This window comes from Rhodococcus sp. MT28 (assembly GCF_058792695.1).
In genome coordinates this window covers 520177-542342 of sequence record NZ_JBXAFD010000005.1, presented here as the reverse complement: position 1 = coordinate 542342, position 22166 = coordinate 520177, and the positions used below count along the sequence as shown (strand labels likewise).

The following is a 22166-nucleotide window of genomic DNA, read 5'->3' as shown; positions in this document are numbered from 1 at the left end:
TTTCGCGGGCAAATTCTCGACGGAATATGAATCCGGACTCAGACGACCCGGAAAACGACTCCGGCCCAATGCCGCGCTGGTTCAACGTAATTGAACCGGCGCGGCATCAGGCCAGTGGAGACGTGGAGCGTGAAACTGCGAATTACGCGGTTTCGGTGATCGGACGATCGACCCAGCTCATCAGGTCCCGCAGCTTCTTGCCGGTGACCTCGATGGGGTGCTCGGCGTTGGCCTTGCGCAGGCCCTCGAGCTCGGTGTTGCCGTTCTCGACGTTGGCAACCAGACGACGGGTGAACTCGCCGGACTGGATGTCGGCCAGGATCGCCTTCATGCGCTCCTTGGTGTCGGCGTCGATGACGCGCGGGCCGGAGAGGTATCCACCGAACTCAGCGGTGTCGGACACCGAGTAGTTCATGCGGGCGATGCCACCCTCGTACATGAGGTCGACGATGAGCTTGAGCTCGTGCAGAACCTCGAAGTACGCCATCTCGGGTGCGTAGCCGGCCTCGACCATGACCTCGAAACCGGTCTTGACCAGTTCCTCGGTGCCGCCGCAGAGCACGGCCTGCTCGCCGAAGAGGTCCGTCTCGGTCTCTTCCTTGAACGTGGTCTTGATGACGCCTGCGCGGGTTCCGCCGATGCCCTTGGCGTAGGACAGAGCGAGAGCCTGTCCTTCACCCTTGGGATCCTGGTCGATGGCGATGAGCGCGGGAACGCCCTTGCCGTCGACGAACTGACGACGCACCAGGTGGCCGGGGCCCTTGGGGGCGACCATGCCGACGGTGACGAACTCCGGAGCCTTGATCAGGTCGAAGTGAATGTTCAGGCCGTGACCGAAGAACAGCGCGTCGCCGTCCTTGAGGTTCGGCTCGATGTCATTGGTGAAAATGCTCGCCTGCGCGGTGTCAGGTGCGAGCACCATGATGACGTCGGCCCACTCGGAAACCTCTGCCGGCGTACCGACCGTCAGCCCCTGCTCTTCAGCCTTCTCACGCGACTTCGAGCCTTCCTTGAGGCCGATGCGCACATCGACGCCCGAGTCACGCAGGCTCAGCGAATGGGCGTGGCCCTGGCTTCCGTAGCCGATCACAGCAACCTTGCGGCCCTGAATGATCGACAGATCGGCATCGTCGTCGTAGAACATCTCGACTGCCACAGTTCTCAACCTCTCCTTGGATTTTTACGTGTCTAAAAGTACTAGCGGGTGGCCGTGATCGACTTCGGCCCTCGACCGACTGCCACGACCCCGGACTGAACGATCTCCCGAATACCGTACGGATCAAGCATCCGCAGCAGTGCATCCAGCTTGGACCGAGTACCGGTCGCCTCGATGGTGACGGACTCCGGAGAGACGTCGATCACCTTGGCGCGGAACAGGTTCACCGTTTCGATGACCTGCGTGCGCACGCTTGCATCAGCGCGCACCTTGATGAGCACGAGCTCGCGAGCGACGGATGCTTCACCGTCCTGCTCGACGATCTTGATGACGTTGATCAGCTTGTTGAGCTGCTTCGTCACCTGCTCGAGAGGGAACTCGTCGACCGTGACGACGATGGTCATACGTGAGATCTCGGGGATCTCGGTTCCGCCCACCGCAAGGGATTCGATGTTGAATCCGCGGCGGGAGAAAAGTGCGGAGACGCGAGCCAGCACGCCTGGCTTGTCCTCGACGAGAACACTGAGGGTGTGACTGGTGCTCACTTCTGATCCTCCCCTGTGCCCGCGGCGGGTCCGGCTTGCTCGCGTGACATGGCTTCGTGGATGACGGCGGGCTCGGCAACTGCCTCGTCGTCGTCGAACAGCGGCCGGATGCCCCGGGCCGCCATGATTTCGTCGTTGCTCGTTCCGGCAGCGACCATCGGCCACACCTGTGCGTCGGCGGTAACGATGAAGTCGATCACGACAGGCTTGTCGTTGATGGACTGCGCCTCACGGATCGCAGCTTCGACATCTTCTTCACGCTCGACACGAATTCCGTGGCAGCCCAATGCTTCTGCGAGCTTCACGAAGTCCGGGATGCGGATGGCGCCGTGCGTTCCGAGGTTGGTGTTGGAGTAGCGCTCTTCATAGAAGAGTGTCTGCCACTGGCGCACCATGCCGAGGTTGCCGTTGTTGATGAGGGCAACCTTGATCGGAATACCTTCGAGTGCGCAGGTTGCGAGTTCCTGATTGGTCATCTGGAAGCAGCCGTCGCCGTCGATCGCCCACACCTCGGTGTCGGGCATACCCATCTTGGCGCCCATGGCTGCGGGAACCGCGTACCCCATGGTGCCGAGCCCGCCCGAGTTGAGCCACGTGCGCGGCTTCTCGTAGCCGACGAACTGCGCGGCCCACATCTGGTGCTGACCGACGCCGGCGCAGTAGATGGCATCCGGTCCGGCGAGCTTGCCGACGGTCTGGATCACGTACTCCGGGCTCAGCTGACCGTCGGTGGGACGGTCGTAGCTCAGCGGGTACGTACGACGGATGTCGTTCAGGTACGCCCACCACTCGGTGAGGTCGAACGTGGTGCCCGTGGCCATGTCGGCACGGATCGCCTCGATGAGTTCGGTGATGACCTCTTTGCAGTCGCCCACGATCGGGACGTCCGCGTAGCGGTTCTTGCCGATCTCGGCCGGGTCGATGTCGGCATGGATGACCTTGGCGTCGGGCGCGAAGGAATTCAGCTGACCGGTCACGCGGTCGTCGAAACGCGCACCGAGGGTGATCAGTAGATCGCTACGCTGCAGAGCGGCGACTGCGGCAACGGTGCCGTGCATTCCCGGCATACCGCAGTTGAGGTCGTGACTGTCCGGGAACGCGCCGCGGGCCATCAGCGTGGTGACGACGGGGATACCGGTCAGCTCGGCCAATTCGAGCAGCTCCGGCGAGGAGTCGGACTTGATGACGCCGCCACCGACGTACAGAACCGGCGACTTGGCGTCGGCGATCAGACGTGCAGCTTCACGAACCTGCTTGCCGTGCGGCTTGGTCACCGGGCGGTAGCCCGGCAGACGCATCTCCGGCGGCCACGAGAACGTGGTCTGCGACTGCAGGATGTCCTTGGGGATATCGACCAGGACGGCGCCGGGGCGACCGCTGGCCGCGAGGTAGAAGGCCTCGGCCATGATGCGCGGGATGTCGATCGCGTCGGTGATCAGGAAGTTGTGCTTGGTGACCGGCATCGTGATGCCTGAGATGTCGGCTTCCTGGAAGCCGTCGGTACCGATCAGCGAGCGCGCCACCTGTCCGGTGATCGCCACGATCGGAACGGAGTCCATCTGCGCGTCGGCCAGCGGCGTGACCAGGTTGGTCGCACCGGGACCCGAGGTAGCCATGCAGACGCCGACCTTGCCGGTCGCCTGGGCGTAACCGGTGGCAGCGTGGCCTGCACCCTGCTCGTGGCGCACGAGCACGTGGCGAACCTTGACCGAATCGAAGAGTGGGTCGTAAACCGGGAGCACGGCACCGCCGGGAATGCCGAATACCGTGTCGACCTCGAGCTCTTCGAGGGCTCGAACCACAGACTGCGCGCCGGTTACCCGCTCAGGCGGGAGCTGGCGACGGTTGGCCGTCTGGGTTGCGGCAGCCGCGGTTGTCGGGCTCGGTGTCCCTGACTTGCGCGGCGTGGGTTGAGGCCGTGCTGTTGGTGCGCTCACTGGGAAATCCTCTGATTCTGGCTCCGGGCAACAAAAAACCCCCGTCAGCATCTGCTGAGCGAGGGTGGCGCGTCGTTATCTGGTGAGTTGAAAAATCGACTCAGGCGACGACGCGCCGGCCGATTACGAGCAACTCATTCTGTTTCACGCACTCGACAGTAGAGGCGCTAGTCGCGAACGGCAAACTTGGTGAGTCGACCGTCCCAGAATCTGAGATACATCGGCTGCAATGCGAAGATGTAGAGGTGTCAACTTCGCAGCAGCCCGTGCCACCGGCTCAATCATCCCACACGCCGAAACCACTTCGGCACGTCATCCGCATTTCGCAGCTCGCTTACATGGCGTGCGCGTTCCTTCTGTTCGCGGTCAGCTTCCCGATCTTCGGGTGGCCCGTCGCCTTCAGCTGGTTGCTGATCCTTCCGATCATCGCCGTCTATCTCGTCGCGCGACTGCGCACCACCGTCAGCCCTGACGGCCTCGAGGTCCGCTCGACGTTCTCCAAGCGCACCCTCGCCTGGGACGACGTCAAGGGTTTCCGCTTCCCGAAGCGGAGTTGGGCGCGCGCGGAACTCACCGACGGAACCGAGGTGACCCTGCCTGCGGTCAGCTTCGTCAGGCTTCCCGAGATCGCGATCGCCAGCGGTGGCCGCATCACCGATCCCTACGCATCCGCCGCAGAAGCCTTCGCCGCCAAGGAAGCCGAAGAGGAAGAAGCAGCTGCAGAAGCAGAAGCAGAATCCGAGCTCGTCGAGAACACACAGGACCAGCCCGAAGAGAAGCGCCCGTAGCACGCGAGTAGCGTTGAAAGGCCCTCGCTTCTATTTGAGTGGACCAGCAACGATCACATAAGGAACACGCCCATGCCCCCGTTGAGGTCACGCACCACCACCATCGGACGTAATGCTGCCGGAGCCCGATCCCTGTGGCGCGCCACAGGAATGACGGATTCCGACTTCGGAAAGCCGATCGTCGCCGTAGCGAACTCGTACACCCAGTTCGTACCCGGCCACGTGCATCTCAAGAACGTGGGCGAGATCGTTGCCGAGGCCATCAGTGCGGCCGGCGGCGTCGCTCGTGAGTTCCACACCATCGCAGTCGACGACGGCATCGCAATGGGCCACGGCGGAATGCTCTACTCGCTCCCGAGCCGCGAGATCATCGCCGACTCGGTCGAGTACATGGCAAACGCCCACACAGCCGACGCACTGGTGTGTATCTCCAACTGCGACAAGATCACTCCCGGCATGCTCAACGCTGCAATGCGTCTCAACATCCCGACCGTCTTCGTCTCCGGCGGTCCGATGGAGGCCGGTAAGGCAGTGGTCGTCGGCGGCGTGGCCCAAGCCCCCACCGACCTCATCACCGCGATCTCCGCCTCTGCCAACGATGCCGTGTCCGACGAGGGCCTCGACGAGGTCGAGCGCAGCGCGTGCCCGACATGCGGGTCCTGCTCCGGAATGTTCACCGCCAATTCCATGAACTGCCTGACGGAGGCCCTCGGCCTCGCATTGCCGGGCAACGGCTCCACGCTGGCAACTCACAAGGCTCGTCACGCACTCTTCTCTCGTGCGGGCACCACCGTGGTCGAGGCTGCCCTCAAGTACTACCGCGACGGCGACGAGTCGGTGCTGCCACGCAACATCGCGACCCCGGCAGCGTTCCGCAACGCGATGGCTCTCGACGTCGCCATGGGCGGTTCCACCAACACCGTCCTGCACACGCTGGCTGCGGCGCAGGAAGGCGAGGTCGACTTCGACCTCGACACCATCGACGCGATCAGCCGAAAGGTTCCGTGCCTGTCCAAGGTCTCTCCCAACTCGGACTACCACATGGAAGACGTCCACCGCGCCGGCGGAATCCCCGCCCTGCTCGGTGAGCTTCGCCGCGGCGGACTCCTCGAAACCGACGTGTCCACCGTGCACACCAAGAGCTTCGACCAGTGGCTCGACGACTGGGACATCCGCTCCGGCAAGGCAACCGACGAGGCAATCGAACTCTTCCACGCGGCTCCCGGCGGCGTGCGCACCATCGAACCGTTCTCCACGGACAACCGTTGGTCTGCCCTCGACACCGATGCGGCCGGCGGCTGTATCCGCGACGTCGAGAACGCCTACACCGTCGAAGGCGGCTTGGTTGTCCTGCGTGGCAACATCGCACTCGACGGCGCAATACTCAAAACGGCCGGCATCGACGAGGAACTGTTCTCCTTCCAGGGCCCGGCGCTCGTCGTCGAATCCCAAGAAGAAGCCGTCTCGGTCATCTTGCAGAAGAAGATCAAGGCCGGCGACGTTCTCGTCGTGCGCTACGAAGGCCCCAAGGGTGGCCCCGGCATGCAGGAAATGCTGCACCCCACTGCCTTCCTCAAGGGCGCAGGCCTCGGTAAGGAATGCGCGCTGATCACCGACGGTCGTTTCTCGGGCGGAACCTCCGGGCTGTCCATCGGTCACATCTCCCCCGAGGCTGCCGCAGGCGGAATCATCGGTCTCGTCCAGAACGGCGATCAGGTTCGCATCGACGTCGCCTCGCGCACGCTCGAGATCCTGGTCGACGACGACGTCCTCGCCGAGCGACGCGCGAAGATGGAGGCCTCGGAGCGCCCGTGGCAGCCGGTCGATCGTCAGCGCACCGTGACGACAGCACTGCGCGCCTACGCCGCTCTGGCAACGTCCGCCGACAAGGGCGCGGTTCGCTACGTTCCGTAAGTTCTGCCACGAATCGAAAAAGATCCCCGGCCGCCTTTCGGCCGGGGATCTTTTCTGTAAGCGTGCGTGCGGCTCGAGACGCGCGTAGCCGATGTGACAGTCACACAAGGTTTTCGGGCAGTCGGACGTGCGGCAACCAACTCAGCTCCACGAGAATGCTCGCCAACGGGCCACGGCAGAGGGTCGACAGAGTCGGGTTCATGTCACTTCGGAGAAGAACGCGGGACCGACTGCGTCCGAACACGCCGTACTTCCTCCGGTGTTGTATGAGCTTGAACCACAACCCAATCCGATCATCCCGTCGCCGACACACTCTGCCACGACGCGTGATGGACGCTCGACCGGATCCAGGTACGCGGTGGTCCTCTCGCCTGTCGCCCCGATACGGGTGAAATGGGACGTGCTGGTACAGCGACAGTGCAACTCATCGACAGCAAGACCGACCGACAGGTACCGAATAGTCGGGCGACACGCGGAGCACCAACGGAACGATATGAGCTATCAGACATTTCAGACCGAATCGCGCGTCCGGCTCGTGAGCGAATTCACTTGGACGTAGGGTTTCAGACACCAGCTGATCAATTCAGATACATGAGGGGGGATGACTTTCAGTCAGGTGATCATTTCGGTCAGTTCGAGCGAGCCGACTTGCACACGGCGCTCACCAGTGGTTCCCTCATCAGGTCGCTGAGACGCACATCACAACGACGACAGTCAGCCACCGCCCGTCACCCACAAGGTCGACGGGAAACAACCAAGGAGCAATACATGCCCGGAGTCGGCATATGGCGCACCAAATCCGTCGAGCAATCGATCGCGGACACCGACGAGCCTGAGACAAAGCTCAAGAAGGAACTGACCGCGAAGGACCTCACGGTATTCGGAGTCGCCGTCGTCATCGGCGCAGGCATCTTCACGCTGACTGCTCGAACCGCAGGCAATGTCGCAGGACCCTCCATTTCACTGGCATTCGTTCTCGCTGCCATCGCCTGTGGCCTCGCCGCGCTGTGTTACGCGGAGTTCGCCTCCACCGTCCCCGTCGCAGGCAGCGCATACACGTTCTCCTACGCCACGTTCGGGGAGTTCGCCGCCTGGATCATCGGCTGGGACCTCATTCTCGAGTTCGCTCTCGCGTCCGCCGTCGTCGGCAAGGGCTGGTCGCTGTACCTCGGCAACGTCATCGGGGCCAGCGGAAGCACCACCGCCCACATCGGTTCGATCAGCTTCGACTGGGGCGCTCTGCTTATCATCGGCGCGATCACGCTGATCCTCGCGATCGGCACCAAGGTTTCCTCGCGAGTCTCCGCAATCATCACCGCGATCAAGATCGCAGTAGTCCTGCTCGTCATCGTCGTGGGCGCGTTCTACATCAAGAAGGAGAACTACTCCCCCTTCATCCCGCCGTCCGAAGGAACCGAGAGTTCTGCAAGCGGAATCCATCAGACCTTGTTCTCCTGGCTGACCGGCGCAGGCGGAAGCAGCTACGGCGCTTACGGATTGCTCGCAGCCGCCAGCCTCGTGTTCTTTGCCTTCATCGGTTTCGACGTCGTCGCCACCACCGCCGAGGAAACCAAGAACCCGCAGAAGTCGTTGCCGCGAGGAATCTTCGGCTCGCTCGCCATCGTCACGGTTCTCTACGTTGCCGTCACGCTCGTACTGACCGGCATGGTCAAGTACACCGAACTCAAGGACGGCAGTCCGCTGGTCGGCGATTCCAGCGCCACCCTCGCAACCGCATTCGAGGCCAACGGAATCGGTTGGGCACAAACCGCCATCAACTTCGGTGGCCTGGCCGGCCTCACGACAGTTGTCATGGTCATGATGCTCGGCCAGACCCGCGTCCTCTTCGCCATGTCCCGTGACGGACTCATGCCGCGCAGCCTGGCCAAGACCAACGCCAAGGGCATCCCGATGCGCATCACGTTGATCGTCGGTGGCATCGTCGCCGTCCTGGCAGCCTTCTTCCCGATGGGCACGCTCGAAGAGATGGTCAACATCGGAACGCTGTTCGCCTTCGTCCTGGTTTGTGTCGGTGTCATCGTCCTTCGCCGCACCCGCCCCGACCTGCCGCGCGGATTCCGCGTCCCGCTGGTGCCGTTCGTTCCGATCGTCGCCGTGCTCGCCTGCGGTTGGCTGATGCTCAACCTCTCGGTCGAGACCTGGATCCGGTTCCTCGTCTGGATGGCCATCGGTGTGCTCGTGTACTTCGCCTACGGTCACCGCAAGTCGGTCCTCGGTCGCAAACTCAAGGACGGAACCGCCATCCCGTCCGCGAACGCCGACCCGGTACTCGTCAAGGACTGATCCTTCACAAACGAACCGCCGCTCTCCGATTCGGAGAGCGGCGGTTCGTTTGTTCGACGGCGCGAGTTTCAGATGAGCGGATTGGCACCGTTCAGGAAGATCCAGGTGCAGACGCCGGCAGCGATACCGAGGATCAAAACCACGAGCGATCCGATAAACGGACGAGTTGCCCAGCCACGACGACCGTCGAGCGCAATACGACCTGGTCCCGTCAAAATGATGACGCCCGCACAGATTCCGAGCAGCATCTCGTACTCGGTCCCGGCCGGGGCGAAGTACTCCAGGCCGGGTGCGCTCGCCTGACGCAGCGCCCACGCATTGATCATCACCGCCAGAACCGACGCTGCCGCAACGGGAGTCAGCAACCCGAGGATCAGGAGGGCGCCACCTGCAACTTCACCGACGGCGCCGAGTATCGCCATCCACTTCGCCTGCTGGAACCCGGCGTCCGCCAGCATCGACTCGAACCCGTTCAGCCCCGGCCCGTTCCAGATACCGGTCAACTTCTGCAGACCGTGCACCAACGCAGTTCCACCGACGGCCAATCGCAGTGCAAGCAACCCGAGGTCGAGAGTGCCTCGGCCCCGCGGAGACTCAGTTGTACCTGCCACGGCTTCGGCGGTGGGGACGGCGGCGATCGGAGCGTCGTACGCCGTCTCACGCTCGAGTGCCACGGTCGGCTGATCCGCGCCAGGTGCTCGGTATGTCGGTATCTGTTCGGTCAGGGAGTTGGCGTTCGTGGAACCGAAATCGAGATCGTCGTCGGTCCGCGGCAACGGATTCTTGGCGCTCACCGTCGGAAATTGTTCGGTGGGCGAATCATACGGACTGGACACATTGCCCGTCGGCTTGTCCGCATCCGACAACTCGCTGGGATCTTTTCGCTCGTCAGTCACGTAGGTGAGCCTATGACCGATTCACGAACTCGACGGGGAACCTTGGTCCGGCGTGGCGGCATCTGCCGTGCATTACGTAACGTCTTGGGCATGACTACGGGTAGGCATGCAGCGCTGGGCGCACTGGCGCTGGTGCTCGGGACATCGTTGCTCGCAGGTTGCGCCGACTTCGACGAATCGACTGCCTCGCCGTTCACACCCGAACCGACCAACCAGGCCAGCGCGGAAGTGCAGCCGGAGAACCCGCCGCCGTCGACCACGCCGCCGGCGCCGCGGACCGGCCCCCTCGGACCGTGTCAGGATGCCGACACCGCCGTGATCGCAACCTGTCTCGACACCACGGGTGGGCTCGTCACACTCCCGGACGGGAACTCCGGACTGGTCGCCGAACGGCGGACCGGCCGGATCATGCAGGTAGCTCCCAACACGACACCGGTCGAGGTAGCCAAGATCGACGTCGACGGCAGCGGTGACGGCGGCCTGCTCGACATCGCACTCTCCCCCACGTTTGTCGAAGACAACTTGATCTATGCCTACGTCACCACCGGAACGGACAACCGGGTGGTCCGCATCGCTCCGGGTGACACCGCCAAGGAAGTACTCGGTGGAATCCCGCGCGGCGCGAGCGGCAACGGCGGGTCACTGGAGTTCGCGGCCCCGGACCAGCTCATGGTTCTGACAGGCGATACCGGAAACCCTGCGGTTGCTCAGGATCCCGCCTCGTTGGCGGGGAAACTCTTGCGGGTCCGATCGCTGACACCCAACGCTGCGCCGCCTCGCCCGGAAGTTGTTCTGTCCGGAATCGGAAACGGCGGCGGCGTGTGCGTCGATCCGGGAATCGCGACGTGGGTCACGGACCGAACCACTCTCGAGGATCGCCTCCAACGCGTCGGCGCCGACGGCACGGTGACATCCCCCGCGTGGACGTGGCCCGACCGACCCGGAGTCGGCGGGTGCATCGCGGCGCAGGGAGTGGTAGCTGTCGCGCTGGGGGCCGGCAAAGCGATCTCGGCGCTGGCCGCAGATCCAGGAACAGGTGCCGTCACGACCGCGCCGTCGGCAGTGGCGAAAGACACGTACGGCCAGCTGGGCGGTTTGGCACTCGGATCCGACGGTTTGATGTGGGCGAGCACGATAAACAAAACCGCGGGCGAGCCGGGTCCGAACGACGACAAGGTGGTCAAGATCCCGATGCCGAGTGGCAGCGGCGGGATCGACTGAGCCGCCATGTCTGTTCGGTCACGGATCCCGTGACCGAACATGCACAGATGCGTACTCTTTTGTTAGCGGGGCTAAACACCACGCATTTGCCAGGACCGGTTGGCCAACCACGACAAAGGAGTCGGTATGAAGGCAATCCAGTACACGAGAATCGGCGCAGAACCCGAACTCACGGAGATTCCCAAACCCGAGCCCGGTCCAGGTGAAGTGCTCCTGGAAGTCACCGCTGCCGGCGTCTGCCACTCGGACGACTTCATCATGAGCCTGCCCGAAGAGCAGTACACCTACGGCCTTCCTCTCACGCTCGGCCACGAAGGCGCCGGCCGGGTCGCGGCCGTCGGCGAGGGCGTCGAAGGACTCGACATCGGAACCAATGTCGTCGTCTACGGACCCTGGGGCTGTGGCAGCTGTTGGCACTGCTCGCAAGGACTCGAAAACTACTGTTCTCGAGCAAAAGAACTCGGCATCAATCCTCCGGGTCTCGGTGCACCCGGCGCGTTGGCCGAATTCATGATCGTCGATTCACCTCGCCACCTCGTCCCGATCGGCGACCTCGACCCGGTCAAGACGGTGCCGCTGACCGACGCCGGTCTGACTCCGTATCACGCGATCAAGCGTTCACTGCCGAAACTTCGCGGTGGCTCGTACGCCGTCGTCATCGGTACCGGCGGTCTCGGCCATGTCGCCATCCAACTCCTCCGCCACCTCTCGGCAGCAACCGTCATCGCACTCGACGTGAGCGCGGACAAGCTCGAACTGGCAACCAAGGTAGGCGCTCACGAAGTGGTTCTGTCCGACAAGGACGCGGCCGAGAACGTCCGCAGGATCACCGGAAGTCAGGGCGCCGCACTGGTTCTCGACTTCGTCGGCTATCAGCCCACCATCGACACCGCGATGGCTGTCGCCGGCGTCGGATCGGACGTCACGATCGTCGGGATCGGCGACGGGCAGGCCCATGCCAAAGTCGGGTTCTTCCAAAGTCCTTACGAGGCTTCTGTGACAGTTCCGTACTGGGGTGCCCGCAACGAGCTGATCGAATTGATCGACCTGGCGCACGCCGGCATCTTCGACATCGCGGTGGAGACCTTCAGTCTCGACAACGGCGCCGAAGCGTATCGACGACTGGCCGCCGGAACGCTCAGCGGCCGCGCGGTTGTGGTCCCTGGTCTGTAGACCGACAGCGGCAAAACGACAGCGAAAAACACTGATGCCCGGCCGAATTCGATTCGGCCGGGCATCAGTGTCAGAAATTCAGTGTGCGCTAGCTGCACGCCTCGATGACAAGTTCCTTCACACGAGCCGCGTCTGCCTGTCCACGAGTGGCCTTCATGACGTCGCCGACGATCTTTCCGGCGGCCTGCACCTTGCCACTGCGAATCTTGTCCGCGATGTCGGGGTTCGCTGCGAGCGCTTCGTCGACGGCTGCCTTGAGCTTGGTTTCGTCACGTTCGACGACCAACTCCGGGTGGGCCGCGACAACCTGCTCCGGGTCACCCTCGCCGTCGAGGACGTGATCGACGACCTGGCGAGCCACTTTGTTGTTGAGCTTGCCGCTGTCGATGAGAGCTACGACCTGGGCAACCTGCGCCGGGGTGATCGGCAGAGCGCCGAGTTCGACGCCACGGGTGTTCGCCTGCTGTGACAGGTAGGACAGCCACCAGGAGCGCGCTGCCTCGGGCGAAGCACCGGCCTCGGTGGTCGCGATCACCAGATCGATGGCACCGGCGTTGACGAGGTCGCGCATGACCTCGTCGGAGATTCCCCAGTCCTTCTGGATCCGCGCACGGCGAATCCAGGGAAGCTCCGGCAAGGTACCGCGCAGTTCTTCGACCCACTCGGCGCTCGGAGCGACGGGCTCGAGATCCGGTTCCGGGAAGTAGCGGTAGTCCTCGGCCGTTTCCTTCCGGCGTCCCGCTGCGGTGGTGCCGTCGCCTTCCTGGAAATGGCGGGTCTCCTGGATGACCTCACCGCCGGCGTCGAGAACTGCTGCCTGACGGCGCATTTCGTAGCGAACTGCGACCTCGACGCTCTTGAGGGAGTTAACGTTCTTGGTCTCGGTGCGGGTCCCCAGTTCGGTGGAACCGATCGGCATGAGGGAGATGTTGGCGTCGCAGCGCATCGATCCCTGATCCATGCGGACGTCGGAGACGTCGAGGGACTTCAGCAGATCACGAAGCGCCGTGACGTACGCGCGAGCAACCTCGGGGGCGCGCTCACCGGCACCGTGGATGGTCTTGGTGACGATCTCCACCAAGGGAACGCCCGCACGGTTGTAGTCGAGCAGCGAATGGCTGGCACCGTGGATACGACCGGTAGCGCCACCCACGTGGAGGGACTTACCGGTGTCCTCCTCCATGTGGGCGCGCTCGATCTCGACGCGCCACGTCGTGCCGTCGTCGAGGATCACGTCGAGGTAACCCTCGGTTGCGATCGGCTCGTCGTACTGGGAGATCTGGTAGTTCTTCGGCTGATCCGGGTAGAAGTAGTTCTTGCGTGCGAATCGGCCCCACGGCGTGATGGAGCAGTTGAGCGCAAGGCCGATCCGGATCGCGGACTCGACAGCGGCTGCGTTCACCACCGGCAACGAACCGGGCATGCCCAGACAGACCGGGCACACCTGGGTATTGGGTTCGGCACCGAACTCGGTGGGGCACGGGCAGAACATCTTGGTCGCGGTGCCGAGTTCTACGTGCACCTCCATACCCATCACAGGCTCGTACTTGGTCAGTACTTCGTCGTAATCGAGGATGTCGGGCGCATCGACAGCAGTCATGGTGATCAGTTTATGCGTCTGCGGCTCAGCCGAAGAATGCGGCTGCCTCCTCGTAGCGCTCCTTGGGCACCGTCTTGAGTTTGCGGGTCGCCTCGGCGAGCGGAACGAGGTCGATGGACGTTCCGTGCAACGCGACCATCTGACCGAAATCTCCGCGGTGAGCTGCGTCGGTGGCATGAACGCCGAAGCGAGTGGCGAGGATGCGGTCGTGCGGCGTCGGGGTGCCACCGCGCTGAATGTGCCCGAGGACGGTGGTGCGAACTTCCTTGCCGATCCGGCGCTCGATCTCGTTTCCGAGCTGCTGCGCGACACCGGTGAAGATCTTGTGGCCGAACTCGTCTATGCCACCTTCGCGCAGGGTCATCGACGCGGGATCGGGCATCGCACCTTCAGCCACGACGCAGATGAAGTGGGAGTCGCCACGCTGGAAGCGCTTCTTGACCATCGCGCACACCTCGTCGACGTCGAACGGCTGTTCCGGAACCAGAGTCAGGTGTGCCCCCGACGCCAGTCCGGCCTGCAGCGCGATCCAGCCCGCATGCCGGCCCATGACCTCGACGAGCATGACGCGCTGGTGCGATTCGGCGGTTGTGTGGAGCCTGTCGATGGCGTCGGTGGCGACAGCCAAGGCGGTGTCGAAACCGAAAGTCACGTCAGTGCAATCGATGTCGTTGTCGATCGTCTTGGGCACACCGATCACGGGTACGCCGCTCTCGGAAAGCCAACTGGCCGCGGTGAGTGTGCCTTCGCCGCCGATCGGGATCAGGACGTCGATCCCGTTGTCGTCGAGAGTCTGCTTGATCTGATCGAGGCCCGCACGGAGTTTGTCGGGGTTCACGCGAGCGGTGCCGAGGATCGTGCCACCGCGGGTGAGGATGCGGTTGATGCGGTCATCGGAGTCGAGCGGGACCTTGCGGTCCTCGAGCAATCCTCGCCAGCCGTCCCGGAATCCGACCACGGTACTGCTGTAACGACCGGCCGACGTACGTACGACGGCGCGGATGACCGCGTTCAAGCCCGGGCAGTCGCCGCCGCCCGTGAGGATTCCGATTCGCATAGTGCAGCACCTCTCGTGACCGGATTGTGGATCTTGGTGTCCATCTTCCCCCAGTCACCGTATTGCCGCAGGATAGCGGCGTTGCCGAGCCGCAACGCCGCGCCGTACGGGATCACTAACCTGGCGTGACGAGCCCGCTTTCGTACGCCAACACGACTGCCTGGGCGCGATCGCGCAGATCGAGCTTCGACAGCACCTTCCCGACATGGGTCTTGACGGTCTGCTCGGCGACGAACAGCCGCTCGGCGATCTCGACGTTGGACAATCCGCGGGCGATCAGTTCGAGGACCTCGCGCTCACGCGGGGTCAGGGCGTCCAGCGCTGCGGGCCGTGCGCGCGGGGCCGCCCGCCGGCTGGTCACATCGGCAATCAGACGCCGAGTCACCGTCGGCGCCAGCAAGGCCTGCCCTTCGGCAACGACGCGTACCGCCCGAATCAGTTCCTCAGCCGGTGCGTCCTTGAGCATGAACCCGCTCGCTCCGACGCTCAGGGCCTCGTAGACGTAGTCGTCGATGTCGAAAGTGGTGAGCATGAGGACTCGCACCGGCGGTTCCCATCCGGCGGACAGAATCTGGCGGGCAGCGTCGAGTCCGTTCATCTCGGGCATGCGAACATCCATCAAGACCACATCCGGACGCAATCGCGCGACCTCGGCGACGGCGATCTTGCCGTCCGGCGCATCGCCGATCACGCTGATGTCGGGCTGGGCGGAGAGTAGGGCTCCGAACCCTTGTCGAACCATCGCCTGGTCGTCTGCGATGAATACTGTGATGGGCACTCGGACAGCCTAGGCGGGCATCGACGGCAACTCGGCCCGGACCTCGAACCCTCCGTCCTGTCGCCGGTTTGCCAGCAGCATGCCGCCCACCGCCGAAGCCCGCTCTCGCATTCCGCGGATTCCGTTGCCACCAGTGGTTTCCGACGCCGAGTGCTGATTGCCACCCAATGGCGAAGGTCCGTTGTTCACGAGCGCGCTCACCGATTGCGGACCGAAGGCCACGGCGACCTCGATGGGTCCGCCTGGCGAATGCCTGGCCGCGTTGGTGATCGACTCCTGAATGATCCGGTAGAGCGCAAGGCCCGTGGATTCCGAGACCGACGCTCGATCGCCGTCGACTCGCCACGATACCGGCAAACCGGCACGGGTACTGCCGAGCAACAGTTCGTCCAACTGGTCGACGCCCGGTTGCGGAGCTGTCACCATGTGGTCCCCGTCGCTGCGCAGTACTCCGAGGAGACCACGAATCTCGTTGAGCGCTGCTCGCCCTGTCTCACTTATCGATTCGAATTCGGTTCGGATCTCCGGAGTGACTGCATCGAGTCTGTACGGCGCACTCTGAGCTTGCACGACCACCATCGACATGTGGTGGGCCACGATGTCGTGCAAGTCGCGCGCGATCCGCGCCTTCTCCTCGAGGATCGTGCGTCGAGTGCGTTCGAGTTCGCTGACTTCCTCCTGCTTGGCCAACTGGCGGCGCGAGAGGACCAACCAGCGGATCAACAGGCAGAAGACGACCAGGGCACTCAGCCCGACAGCCCAACCGGCGCCGTCGCTTCCCGGGGCGTTGCCGAGAAAGAGCAGCACCGTGGCGATCCAGGCGACACCGACAACCTGAATGGGCGCCCGCAGACTCACTGCGGCCAGCAACGACATCAGCACGATGATGTGGACGACCTGCCACGGGTAGTCGTAACCGGGAGTGTTGTCGAACACCAACGGGATGATCAACGCCGAGACCGCCGACACCGCCCACCCCAACGGAGCGTTGATCCGGATCAGGACGAACGGAAATGCAGCCAACGCGGCGACGAAGGGCATGATCGGCGGCGAAACATGATGCGTCAGTTGCAGTGTCGGCCAGGCAATCGAATAGAGGATCAGGGTGATCGCTACGATGACGATGTTCCAGAACTGACCGCGGGCCACGAAACTGGTTGCCCGACGCACTTTCTCCGAATGAACGACCGCCCCGTCGAGGCCGGACAGCATCGACCCGGCGGTGGCGTATGTCGGCGCGGGCACATCCGGTGCACCCTTGTTCTTCCTACGGACCTTGATCACTCGTCAAGCCTATGAAGGCGAACCCCGAAAGTCCTCATACTGCAGAGTGAGATCCCCCTACCTCCGAGGTATCACCGGGGAGGGAATTCTCACCCGAATGCGCGTCGGAGAACCCCTCCACAGAGCGATGACCGCCAGGATTGTCCGTTCATAGCGTGAACGGCATGCGGATCACACGGGTGAAAGACATCTCTCGAAGCGCCGGCACCTGGACGGCCCTGGCGCTGGCTGCAACGGCAGCGATCACGGTCACTGCCGGAGCGAGCGGAGCCCAGTCGCCGCGCACCGAGAATTCGAACGCATCCAGGGCGATCGCCACCGTGACTACTGCGGATGCCGCTGACGCTGCGACCACCATCCCGGCGGACTTTGCGGCATTCGCCGGTTACACCCCCGCCGTCGTCGACGGATACCTCGCCAATCCCCACGGCGACTGCTCGTCGCCGGTCCCACTTCCCGACGAATTCGACTCGGCCTGCAAAGCGCACGATCTCGGCTACGACCTACTCCGCTACGCGCATTCGCACGGAACGGAACTGGGGCCGTGGGCACGTCAGGTCCTCGACGGTCAGCTCGACCAGCGAATGCATGCCGCGTGTGAAGACCGCACGTCCTTTCTCTCACGAGGGTATTGCTTCGCGATGGCCGATGTAGCTGTCACAGCGGTGAACGGAAATTCTTGGCGCCAAAGCTATCTGACGCCGGTCGCGGAATCGGGATTCGGTTACGGCACGGCCGGCGTTCTGGCAGTCTCCGCCCTCGGCTTCACCCTGATGCGATCGCGGCGCCTCGACCCGTCGAACGAGTTCTCCTTCTCCCCGAAAGCGATTGCAGCATGAGCGTTCTGAATGCGTCACGGACCCCCGTCCTCGCCCGAGTCGGGGCGCTCGCACTCCCCCGAGTGTCCACGAGCGTCGCCGTGGCAGCGATGTCCGCCATCTCACTTGCTCCCGGACTGCTGCCGAGATCAGCCGTACTACAAGGGGTGTTCAGCGGTCTGCTCGTCGCGGCCGGACTACTGGCGATGTGGGCGTTCTCCGCGGTAGCCCGTCGGCTCGTCCCCGACCGGGTCAAGGCCCGATTCGACGAACGTCATTGGCGCATCACCGCGTTCGGGTTGTCGACTGCCGGCACCGCAGTTGCGATGTTCGCCGCCGCCGGTTGGCAGAACTCGTTGCGAGCGGCGATGGGCGCACCGTCTGCCGGACTTCTCCACTGGGCGGAGGCGGGTTGCATTGCAGCACTGACCGCACTTGGTCTCTGGGGCATCGGGATCGGAATTTCGAAGGCGCTGCGGTGGATGGGTTTCGCGCGGAGCGTCGGCGCACTGGTCATGGGTGTTCTCGGGGTGCAGTTGGTAGTCGGTCCCGTCGTGTGGAACGGCCTCGCCGATTCGTTCGACAAGTCCAACGCGTACATCGACACTGCTCTGACACAGCCACTTTCGGCCTCCGCGACAGGCAGCTCCGAATCGCTCATCTCGTGGACCTCGATGGGTGCCGAGGGACGCAAGTTCGTCGCAGCAGGCGAAGACTCGGTGCGCGTCTACGCCGGTTTGGATTCGGCACCCGACACTGCATCACGTGCCGCGCTCGCGGTGAGCGAACTCGATCGCGTCGGCGGCTTTGCCCGCAACAGCGTCGTAGTGGCCGTTCCGACCGGATCGGGGTGGATCGACACGCATGCAGTCGCCGGTATCGAGCAACGGTTCGGCGGCGACGTCGCAATAGTCGGGCAGCAATACTCCGACGCACCCAGTTGGGCGACATTCCTGTTCAGCCGCGACGACGCCGAAGAATCGGCAACCGCTCTGTTCACCGCCGTCGGCAGCCACATTGCCGCTATGCCCGCCGAGGATCGACCGGACCTGTTCCTCTACGGACAGAGCCTCGGCGCCGTCGGCGGCAGCGCCGCACTGTCCGAGGGCAGTCCCATCGTCCCGTGCGACGTGTTGTGGGCAGGTCCCCCGGCCGGCGCGACACGGACGGACGGCGCAACCGTCCTAGCGAACACTTCCGACCCGGTGGTGTGGTGGTCCCCCGCCCTCGCGACGCAGAAGCCGGATCTGAGCCGTGCCGTGCAAGATGCACCGATCCCGCAGTGGATCCCGGGTGTCACGTTCTTGCAGACCACCGTCGACATGCTCGGTTCGCTCGGTGTCCCCGCCGGTCACGGCCATCGCTACGGAACCGATCAGGGGACGGCCCTGAGAACTTGCTCCTGAAACTGCTGTGCGCCTTTATTAACCGCGGGGGGTTGATAAAGGCGCACAGCAAACAGGTCAGACTGCAGTCGCTATCGGGCCGCGTGCAGCTTCGTAGGCCGCACCGACACGGTAGAGGCGCTCGTCAGCCATGGCGGGCGCCATGATCTGCAAGCCCACCGGCAGGTTGTCGTCCGCGGACAGGCCCGAGGGCACCGACATCGCGCAGTGTCCGGCCAGGTTGGTCGGCAGCGTGCACAGGTCGGAGAGGTACATGGCCAACGGATCGCCGACCTTCTCCCCCAACTTCCACGGCGTGAACGGGCTGGTCGGCGAGACCAGTACGTCCACCTTCTCGTAGGCCTTGTCGAAATCGCGCGCGATGAGCGTACGAACCTTGAGCGCCGAACCGTAGTAGGCGTCGTAGTATCCCGAGGACAGTGCGTAGGTACCGATCATGATGCGGCGCTTGACCTCCGGACCGAAACCGGCGGCGCGGGTTGCCGCCATGACCTGGTCGGCACTCATGTTGCCGTCGTCGACACGCAGTCCGTAGCGCATGGCGTCGAAGCGAGCCAGGTTGGACGAGACCTCACTGGGCAGCACCAGGTAGTACGACGCGAGCGCGTGCTCGAAGCTCGGGCACGAGACCTCGACAACCTCGGCACCGAGTGCCTTGAGCTGCTCGACGGCAGCATCGAAGGAAGCGATGACGCCGGGCTGGTAGCTGTCGGAGTGAAGTTCCTTGACCACACCGACTTTGACGCCGCGCAGGTCGCCGTTTGCACCTTCGCGTGCGGCGGCGACGACCGGACGCACGGGGGCGTCGATGGACGTGGAGTCACGCGGATCGTGTCCGGCGATGACCTCGTGCAGCAGAGCGGTGTCGAGCACGGTGCGACCACAGGGGCCGCCCTGATCGAGCGAGGACGCGCACGCGACGAGTCCGAAGCGCGAGACGGTTCCGTACGTCGGCTTGGTTCCGACCGTCGCGGTGACCGCAGCGGGCTGACGGATCGAACCGCCGGTGTCAGTGCCGATGGCCAGCGGGGCCTGACGGGACGCGAGCGCAGCCGCACTGCCGCCGCCCGAACCACCGGGGATGCGGGTGACGTCCCACGGGTTACGCGTCGGGCCGAAGGCCGAGTTCTCGGTCGAAGAGCCCATCGCGAACTCGTCGAGGTTCGTCTTGCCGAGGATCGGGATGCCGGCAGCGCGCAGCTTGGAGGTCAGAGTCGCGTCGTACGGCGCGACCCAGCCTTCGAGAATCTTCGACGCACAGGTGGTCGGCATGTCCGTCGTGGTGAAGATGTCCTTCAACGCGATCGGAACGCCGGCGAGTGCCGAAGCGGGTTCGTTTCCGCCCGCGAGCGAGTTGTCCACTGCTGCGGCGGCTTCGAGAGCCTGTTCGCCTGCAACGTGCAGGAAGGCGTGGTACTCGGTGTCGACGGCCGCGATGCGGTCGAGATGCGCCTGCGTGACCTCTACCGAGGACACCTCACGCGAGTGGATCTTGCCGGCCAGCTCAGCGGCGTCCAGCGTGGTCAGATCGGTCATTCGCCCTCTCCAAGGATCTGCGGAACCGCAAAGCGATCCTGTTCGACTGCGGGTGCTCCGGACAATGCCTGCTCGGGGGTCAACCCGGGCACGATCACGTCGGGGCGCGTCACGTTGGTGACGGCATTGGGATTCGCCATGGGCGGGACGTCGTCGGCCGCAACCTCGGTGACCACCTTGACGTGGTTGAGAATCGAATCCAACTGACCGGCGAACTCGTCGAGTTCGGCATCGGACAGGGCGAGTCTGGACAGCCGCGCGAGGTGCGCGACCTCGTCACGGGAGATGGCAGGCACCGCGGGGCCCCTTTCGGAAGAGGACGTGAACATTGCCGGTCCAGCCTAGTTGCTCGCCGCGACAGACCTGTAAGCACGCCCGCTGTATCGAACGACGAGCACGCTCACTGTGTCGATCGCCACGCCGAAAGCCCGCAGTGTGTTTCGCTCGTGTGACAAGCATGTGCATCTGGCGTGACGCCGCCGCGGCGCCCACCATCGCAGGTTGGGCAAGTGCAAAGATGAGTCAGGCCCGGGTCGACGTGATCCGGGCGAGAACCGATCAGCGAAAGGCACGCACGTGTCGTACCTGCTTCGCGTCCAACTGCCCGATCGACCAGGCAGCCTCGGCGCGCTCGCCGTAGCTCTCGGATCCGTGGGCGCAGACATCCTCTCCCTCGACGTCGTGGAACGAGGTGACGGTTTTGCCATCGACGACCTCGTGGTCGACGTCGAACCGGGCGCGCTGCCCGACACCTTGATCACCGCTGCCGAGCATCTACCGGACGTGCTGGTCGATTCGATCCGCCCCTACGCCGGGATTCTCGACACTCACCGTGAGCTCGAACTCATAGATTCCGTTGCGACGGCCCGAAACGATCGACTACAGGTCCTCGTCGACGGCGCGCCGCGTGTACTGCGAGTCGGCTGGTGCGTCGTCGCGGACATCGGCAAGCACGGTGCGTACCGCGTCGTCGGTAGCGCCGGCGCGCCGGAAACCCACGCCACCGACATTCCGTGGATGCCACTGGACAAGCCCACCGCCCTCGACGGCGAGGCCGACTGGGTTCCGGACGTATGGCGCGACATGAACACCAGCCTCGCTGCCGCACCTCTCGGCTCCGGCAATCGAGTCCTCATGCTCGGTCGTCCCGGTGGGCCCGAATTCCGCCCTTCGGAGATAGCCCGCCTCGGCTACCTCGCAGGAATCGTGGCGACGGTACTGGGTTGACCAGGCTGGCTGATCAGGCCAGGCCGCGCACCATGACGGTCAGTTCCATACCGCGAATCGGCTCCCACGCCCGCTCGGGATCGGGGACGAAACCGTTGCGGTCGTAGATACGACGGGCATCGACCATCTCGGGCTGCGTCGAGATGACCACCGAGTGATCGCCGCGGTCGTAGGCTTCGGCGATCACTGCGCGAACCAATGCGGTTCCGGCGCCCGATCCCCGAGCTTGCGGCGAGACTGCGAGCATGCGGAACTCGAGTTCGCCCTTCTGCGCAACATCCGCGAAGGGCGTGCCGGGTTCTGCGATCGTCAACGAGCCCACGACTTCGTCACCGAGAACCGCAACCAGCACCCGGCCCTGCTCCACCCGAGTTGCGGTGTCTCGCAGGCGCTCCGCGTACGGCGATCCGCCGGCGACAAATCCGCCACCCACGTACGACTGCACAGTCAGCTCCCCGACGGTCTCGAACTCAGCCGGTAGAACTTCACGAATCTCGATCATGGCGTCACTATCGCACCCAGCACA

At 64.1% G+C, this 22166-nt stretch carries 19 protein-coding genes; 8 read left to right on the top strand and 11 right to left on the bottom strand.

Features of this window, described 5'->3' with window-relative positions; genetic code table 11:
* Nucleotides 1–142 precede the first annotated feature (142 nt).
* The 3 genes from ilvC to AC1Q6C_RS22435 are packed head-to-tail and all read right to left on the bottom strand — an operon-like array spanning nt 143 to nt 3638.
* On the bottom strand, nt 143–1144 hold the full coding sequence (ilvC, locus tag AC1Q6C_RS22445; RefSeq protein WP_030535412.1) for a ketol-acid reductoisomerase: 1002 nt from the start codon (nt 1142–1144) through the stop codon (nt 143–145).
* A gap of 53 nt (nt 1145–1197) precedes the next feature.
* Nucleotides 1198–1701, bottom strand: a complete 504-nt coding sequence (ilvN, locus tag AC1Q6C_RS22440) for an acetolactate synthase small subunit (protein ID WP_003944718.1) — start codon at nt 1699–1701, stop codon at nt 1198–1200.
* Nucleotides 1698–3638 carry an acetolactate synthase large subunit gene (locus AC1Q6C_RS22435; RefSeq protein WP_030535411.1) on the bottom strand — a complete coding sequence of 647 codons (1941 nt, stop codon included), beginning with the start codon at nt 3636–3638 and terminating at the stop codon, nt 1698–1700. Before AC1Q6C_RS22435 ends, ilvN begins: the two co-directional genes overlap by 4 nt.
* A 266-nt stretch (nt 3639–3904) precedes the next feature.
* Here AC1Q6C_RS22435 and AC1Q6C_RS22430 point away from each other — a divergent pair, with 266 nt between their 5' ends.
* From AC1Q6C_RS22430 to AC1Q6C_RS22420, 3 genes are all read left to right on the top strand, one after another.
* Entirely contained in the window at nt 3905–4426 is a 522-nt protein-coding gene (locus AC1Q6C_RS22430; RefSeq protein WP_039973093.1) for a PH domain-containing protein, read from the top strand.
* A gap of 72 nt (nt 4427–4498) precedes the next feature.
* A complete protein-coding gene (gene ilvD / locus AC1Q6C_RS22425; RefSeq protein WP_007729361.1) occupies nt 4499–6340 on the top strand; it encodes a dihydroxy-acid dehydratase in 1842 nt (613 codons plus the stop codon).
* Nucleotides 6341–7108: 768 nt separating this feature from the next.
* A complete protein-coding gene (locus AC1Q6C_RS22420; protein ID WP_003944693.1) occupies nt 7109–8644 on the top strand; it encodes an amino acid permease in 1536 nt (511 codons plus the stop codon).
* A 68-nt stretch (nt 8645–8712) separates the two neighbouring features.
* Here the strand turns inward: AC1Q6C_RS22420 and AC1Q6C_RS22415 are convergent, their stop codons facing one another.
* Complete coding sequence (locus tag AC1Q6C_RS22415) at nt 8713–9540, bottom strand: DoxX family protein (RefSeq protein ID WP_003944742.1); 828 nt, start codon at nt 9538–9540, stop codon at nt 8713–8715.
* Nucleotides 9541–9630: 90 nt separating this feature from the next.
* On the opposite strand from AC1Q6C_RS22415, the gene AC1Q6C_RS22410 reads away from it, so the two are divergent.
* Complete coding sequence (locus tag AC1Q6C_RS22410; protein WP_003944688.1) at nt 9631–10761, top strand: PQQ-dependent sugar dehydrogenase; 1131 nt, start codon at nt 9631–9633, stop codon at nt 10759–10761.
* A gap of 126 nt (nt 10762–10887) precedes the next feature.
* Nucleotides 10888–11934 carry an NAD(P)-dependent alcohol dehydrogenase gene (locus AC1Q6C_RS22405; RefSeq protein WP_042447438.1) on the top strand — a complete coding sequence of 349 codons (1047 nt, stop codon included), beginning with the start codon at nt 10888–10890 and terminating at the stop codon, nt 11932–11934.
* 88 nt (nt 11935–12022) lie between these two features.
* Here AC1Q6C_RS22405 and gatB read toward each other — a convergent pair whose 3' ends face one another.
* The 4 genes from gatB to AC1Q6C_RS22385 form a co-directional block, all read right to left on the bottom strand.
* Entirely contained in the window at nt 12023–13534 is a 1512-nt protein-coding gene (gene gatB / locus AC1Q6C_RS22400; RefSeq protein ID WP_007729370.1) for an Asp-tRNA(Asn)/Glu-tRNA(Gln) amidotransferase subunit GatB, read from the bottom strand.
* Between the two features lie 25 nt (nt 13535–13559).
* On the bottom strand, nt 13560–14591 hold the full coding sequence (locus AC1Q6C_RS22395; protein ID WP_047271265.1) for an ATP-dependent 6-phosphofructokinase: 1032 nt from the start codon (nt 14589–14591) through the stop codon (nt 13560–13562).
* Nucleotides 14592–14706: 115 nt separating this feature from the next.
* A complete protein-coding gene (locus tag AC1Q6C_RS22390) occupies nt 14707–15369 on the bottom strand; it encodes a response regulator (RefSeq protein ID WP_007729374.1) in 663 nt (220 codons plus the stop codon).
* Nucleotides 15370–15378: 9 nt separating this feature from the next.
* Nucleotides 15379–16653: a sensor histidine kinase gene (locus AC1Q6C_RS22385; RefSeq protein WP_209448591.1), complete on the bottom strand. Its 1275-nt coding sequence runs from the start codon at nt 16651–16653 to the stop codon at nt 15379–15381.
* 164 nt (nt 16654–16817) lie between these two features.
* Here AC1Q6C_RS22385 and AC1Q6C_RS22380 point away from each other — a divergent pair, with 164 nt between their 5' ends.
* The gene (locus AC1Q6C_RS22380; protein WP_230359749.1) at nt 16818–17492 is read left to right on the top strand and encodes a hypothetical protein; all 675 of its coding nucleotides are present in this window, start codon (nt 16818–16820) and stop codon (nt 17490–17492) included.
* Nucleotides 17489–18877, top strand: coding sequence for an alpha/beta-hydrolase family protein (locus AC1Q6C_RS22375; RefSeq protein ID WP_230359748.1), 1389 nt, complete (start codon nt 17489–17491; stop codon nt 18875–18877). Before AC1Q6C_RS22380 ends, AC1Q6C_RS22375 begins: the two co-directional genes overlap by 4 nt.
* A 57-nt stretch (nt 18878–18934) precedes the next feature.
* On the opposite strand, the gene gatA is transcribed toward AC1Q6C_RS22375, so the two are convergent.
* Both gatA and gatC read right to left on the bottom strand, forming a co-directional pair.
* Complete coding sequence (gene gatA, locus AC1Q6C_RS22370; RefSeq protein WP_030535403.1) at nt 18935–20413, bottom strand: Asp-tRNA(Asn)/Glu-tRNA(Gln) amidotransferase subunit GatA; 1479 nt, start codon at nt 20411–20413, stop codon at nt 18935–18937.
* Nucleotides 20410–20709 (bottom strand): Asp-tRNA(Asn)/Glu-tRNA(Gln) amidotransferase subunit GatC, encoded by a 300-nt coding sequence (gene gatC / locus AC1Q6C_RS22365; protein ID WP_003944747.1) that lies wholly within the window; start codon nt 20707–20709, stop codon nt 20410–20412. The genes gatA and gatC overlap by 4 nt, the downstream gene beginning before the upstream one ends.
* Nucleotides 20710–20989: 280 nt before the next feature.
* Here gatC and AC1Q6C_RS22360 point away from each other — a divergent pair, with 280 nt between their 5' ends.
* Complete coding sequence (locus AC1Q6C_RS22360) at nt 20990–21640, top strand: ACT domain-containing protein (protein ID WP_003944719.1); 651 nt, start codon at nt 20990–20992, stop codon at nt 21638–21640.
* Between the two features lie 13 nt (nt 21641–21653).
* Here AC1Q6C_RS22360 and AC1Q6C_RS22355 read toward each other — a convergent pair whose 3' ends face one another.
* Nucleotides 21654–22142, bottom strand: a complete 489-nt coding sequence (locus AC1Q6C_RS22355; protein WP_003944764.1) for a GNAT family N-acetyltransferase — start codon at nt 22140–22142, stop codon at nt 21654–21656.
* Between the last annotated feature and the right edge of the window lie 24 nt (nt 22143–22166).

Excerpts from the sequence above, each read along its gene's own strand:
- ilvC (WP_030535412.1), bottom strand. The coding sequence starts at position 1,144 with ATGTTCTACGACGACGATGCCGATCTGTCGATCATTCAGGGCCGCAAG.
- ilvD (WP_007729361.1), top strand. The coding sequence starts at position 4,499 with ATGCCCCCGTTGAGGTCACGCACCACCACCATCGGACGTAATGCTGCC.
- AC1Q6C_RS22420 (WP_003944693.1), top strand. The coding sequence starts at position 7,109 with ATGCCCGGAGTCGGCATATGGCGCACCAAATCCGTCGAGCAATCGATC.
- AC1Q6C_RS22410 (WP_003944688.1), top strand. The coding sequence starts at position 9,631 with ATGACTACGGGTAGGCATGCAGCGCTGGGCGCACTGGCGCTGGTGCTC.
- AC1Q6C_RS22405 (WP_042447438.1), top strand. The coding sequence starts at position 10,888 with ATGAAGGCAATCCAGTACACGAGAATCGGCGCAGAACCCGAACTCACG.
- gatB (WP_007729370.1), bottom strand. The coding sequence starts at position 13,534 with ATGACTGCTGTCGATGCGCCCGACATCCTCGATTACGACGAAGTACTG.
- AC1Q6C_RS22395 (WP_047271265.1), bottom strand. The coding sequence starts at position 14,591 with ATGCGAATCGGAATCCTCACGGGCGGCGGCGACTGCCCGGGCTTGAAC.
- AC1Q6C_RS22380 (WP_230359749.1), top strand. The coding sequence starts at position 16,818 with ATGCGGATCACACGGGTGAAAGACATCTCTCGAAGCGCCGGCACCTGG.
- AC1Q6C_RS22375 (WP_230359748.1), top strand. The coding sequence starts at position 17,489 with ATGAGCGTTCTGAATGCGTCACGGACCCCCGTCCTCGCCCGAGTCGGG.
- gatA (WP_030535403.1), bottom strand. The coding sequence starts at position 20,413 with ATGACCGATCTGACCACGCTGGACGCCGCTGAGCTGGCCGGCAAGATC.
- AC1Q6C_RS22355 (WP_003944764.1), bottom strand. The coding sequence starts at position 22,142 with ATGATCGAGATTCGTGAAGTTCTACCGGCTGAGTTCGAGACCGTCGGG.